A 3,498-nucleotide genomic window follows, 5' to 3' on the forward strand; every position below is an offset into this window, starting at 1 on the left:
GCGGACGGGCCCGCCTTGGCGCGGAGCGCGCGGACCGTGACCGGGAGCGTGCCCGTCGCGCCCGCGGGGACGGCGAAAGTCGCGGTGCAGCGGCCACCGCACGAACCGGCGTCGATGTTCTTGCTGTCGCCGTTCGCGGTGAGGGTGTAGCCGGTGACGTCCGGTTCCGGGTTCTGCGCCCACGAAACCGAAGCGGTCGCGCCGTCCAGCGTGGCCGACAGGCCGACCGGCGCGACCGCGGGCACCGCCATCGCGAAGGTGGCCGTGCCCGCGTCCCACGGCAGGTCGGCGCGGAGCTCGACCTTGTGGGTGCCGTTGGCGACGGCGTGGCCGTCCAGGGTGTAGGTCAGCCATTCGCCCGACCCGGACGCCTTCACATCGCCGTCGACGACGAGTTTCCCGCCGAGCAGCGACGCCCACGCCCGCACCGTCACCGTGCCGGTGGTGACGGTCGACCCGTCGGACGGGCTGATGCGGGGCGCCGCGGCGGCGGGCGACTGCACCCCGACCACCGTTCCCGTCACCGCCAGGACGGTCAGCCCCCACACGACACGCATGGTGTTCCCTCCCCGAGACAAAGCATTACGGGTACGGGATCCTAGGTACGCGCGACCGAACCGTATTCACAGCCGAGTGATGAATCTCATGGCTCTCTTACTCGGATTCCGCGCGCCCTTCCACGTCATGCGCGAAAAACAAACAAATCCTTCTCCCCGCGGAAGCGGAATTGTCATCAGACGCGAAAGGGCGCGCCCCGGGGTTCAGGCTCGGTAGACCTCGCGGCCGTCCACATAGGTCGCGACGGTCGACGTCTGATGGATTCGCGCGGCGGGCCCGGCGAACGGGTCCCGGTCGACGACGACGAGATCGGCCCGCATCCCGGGCCGGATCACCCCGGTGTCGTCGAGATGGTTGGCGTACGCCGATCCGGCCGTGTAGGCCGTCAGCGCGGTGTGCAGCGACAGCGCCTGCTCCGGCAGCAGCGGACGGCCGGGGTCGCCGCCCGGTTCGACCCGGTTGACGGCCACGTGCAGCCCCTCCCACGGGTCGGGGCTCGACACCGGCCAGTCGCTGCCCGCGCAGAGCGTCGCGCCCGCGTGGTGCAGACCGGCGAACGGGTACTGCCAGCCGGTGCGTTCCGGGCCGAGGAACGGGATGGTCAACTCGTCCATCTGCGGTTCGTGGCACGCCCACAGCGGCTGCAGGTTCGCGACGACGCCCAGCGCGCGGAACCTGCGCAGGTCGCGCGGGTCGACGATCTGGAGGTGGGCGATGTGGTGCCGGTTGTCGTTGCGGCCGTTGGCGAGCAGGGCCGCTTGGAGGGCGTCGAGGATCTCGGTGGCGGCCCGGTCGCCGATCGCGTGGGTGTGCACCTGGAATCCGGCGGCGTCCAGCGCCGTGACGGCCTCGGCGAGCAGTTTCGGGTCGACGAACGAGATCCCGGAGTTGCCGGTCCGGCAGCCGCACCCGTCGAAGTAGGGGTCGTGCAGGGCGGCGGTGTAGTTCTCCGCCACCCCATCCTGCATGATCTTGACGGTGGTGGCAGCGAAGTTCCCGACGACGGTCCGGCGGGCCAGCAGGTCGGGGAGCTGGTCGAGGCCGCGCTCGCGGTCCCACCAGAGCGCCCCGACGACCCGCGCCGTCAGCGTCCCGCGCTCCGCCGCCCGGACATAAGCGGCATAGGTATCGGGGATGGTGAGGTACTCCCCCACGATCGCGTCCTGCCAGGCGGTGATCCCGAGGGAGAACAGCCGCCGCTGGGCGACCCGCAGCGCCTCGTCGAGTTCGGCGGGGGTGCGGGCCGGGGTGTGCCGGCCGACCAGGGTGGCGGCGCCCTCGTGCAGCATCCCTGACGGGGTCCGCCCGTCGGGCTCCCGTTCGATCCGGCCGGCGGTGGGGTCGGGGCTGCGGGCGTCGATCCCGGCCAGCTCCAGGGCGGCGGTGTTGGCCCAGGCGCCGTGGGCGTCGCGGTTCAGCAGGAACACCGGCCGGTCGGGGACGACGGAGTCCAGGGCCTGGCGGGTCGGCCCGGACGGCGGGAAGCACTCCATCGACCAGCCCGCGCCGACGATCCACGCGCGGTCGGGATGGGCGGCCGCGTACCGTGCGATGATCTCCAGATATCCGGTGGCGCTGTCGGCGGCGCGAAGATCGCAGGTGAGGATCTGGAGTCCGGCCTCGATCGGATGGGCATGGGAGTCCTGGAAGGATGGCAGCAGCATCCGGCCGTCCAGGGAGATCTTCTCGGTGGAGCTCAGCGCACCGACCTCGTCGTGCCCGACGGCGAGGATCCGCCCGTCCTTGACGGCCACGGCCGTCGCCCAAGGCTGCTGGGGGTTCCCGGTGAAGACCGGACCGCCGGTGAAGACAAGGTCAGCGTTCATGAACGGGAAGACTACCTACCGGAGGAAGGCGCGCACACTTGCCTCCATTCTCAACTTATAGCGCACAGGGGGGCTTGCGGCAAGGCCCTGGAGGGGGCGCATAATCAGCGGCCTAAGGCCGTGGGGCCTGCGGAAACGGGGGGAAGAGATGCGTGTTGTGCTGTCGACGTTCGGGTCGCGCGGGGACATCGAGCCGTTCGCCGGGCTCGCGGTGGCGCTGCGGGAGCTGGGGGCGGAGAGCGTTGTCTGCGCGTCGCCCGACGTGGAGTTCGTGGAGCGGCTGGCCGGGTTCGGGGTGCCGCTGGTCCCGGCCGGGCCGTCGGTTCGCGAGCTCGTGACGGGGCCGCCGGTGCCCCCGAAGAACCTGCCGGAGCGTGCCGCGGAGATCCTGCGCACCCAATACGACGCGGTCATCGAGGCCGCCGAGGGCGGCTCGGTGGTCGTGGGGACGGGGCTGTTCCCCGCGACGGCCGGGGCGCAGATCGCGGCGGAGCGGCTCGGCCTCCCGTTCGTCCTGGCGGCGTTCCAGCCGACCACCCTGCCGTCGCCGGTGCGCCCGCCGCACCCGCGGCCCGGCCGTCCGCTGCCCCCGGAGATCACCGACAACCGGGCGCTCTGGGAGTACGACGCCGAGACCATGAACGTCCTGTTCGGTCCAGCGATCAACGAGCTGCGGACGTCGCTCGGCCTGCCGGCCCTCGACGCCGTCCGCGATCACGTCTACACCGACCGGCCGCTGCTGGCGACGGACCCTGTCCTGGATCCGTGGCACCCGACCGACCTGGACGTCGTCCAGACGGGCGCGTGGCTCGCCCCGGACGACCGTCCGCTCCCGCCCGGTCTGTCCGCGTTCCTGGACGCCGGAGACCCGCCGGTCTATGTGGGTTTCGGCAGTATGCCGCTGAAGGCTTCCCGGGGCTCCGGTCTCGCGGCCGTCGAAGCGGCCCGCGCGCTGGGCCACCGCGTGGTCGTCGCGCAGGGCTGGGCCGATCTGGCCGCCGCCGGGGACGGCTGTTTCGCGGTCGGCGAGGTCAACCAGCAGGCCCTGTTCCGGCGGGTGTCCGCGGTGGTCCACCATGGGGGTGCGGGCACGACCACGACCGCCGCCCGGGCC

General features: G+C 72.2%; 3 protein-coding genes. 1 reads left to right on the forward strand and 2 read right to left on the reverse strand.

Going from position 1 to position 3,498, the window contains the following annotated elements; genetic code table 11:
* Positions 1-557 (reverse strand): Ig-like domain-containing protein (locus tag ACYVE7_RS31190; protein WP_460369796.1); only part of this gene is annotated, 557 nt, incomplete at its 3' end.
* A 204-nt stretch (positions 558-761) separates the two neighbouring features.
* Positions 762-2,384, reverse strand: coding sequence for an amidohydrolase (locus tag ACYVE7_RS31195; protein ID WP_460369798.1), 1,623 nt, complete (start codon positions 2,382-2,384; stop codon positions 762-764).
* A 148-nt stretch (positions 2,385-2,532) separates the two neighbouring features.
* Here ACYVE7_RS31195 and ACYVE7_RS31200 point away from each other — a divergent pair.
* Positions 2,533-3,498, forward strand: a 966-nt coding sequence (locus ACYVE7_RS31200) for a glycosyltransferase (RefSeq protein ID WP_460369800.1), incomplete at its 3' end; no start/stop codon positions are given.

Source organism: Actinocorallia lasiicapitis, assembly GCF_054778695.1.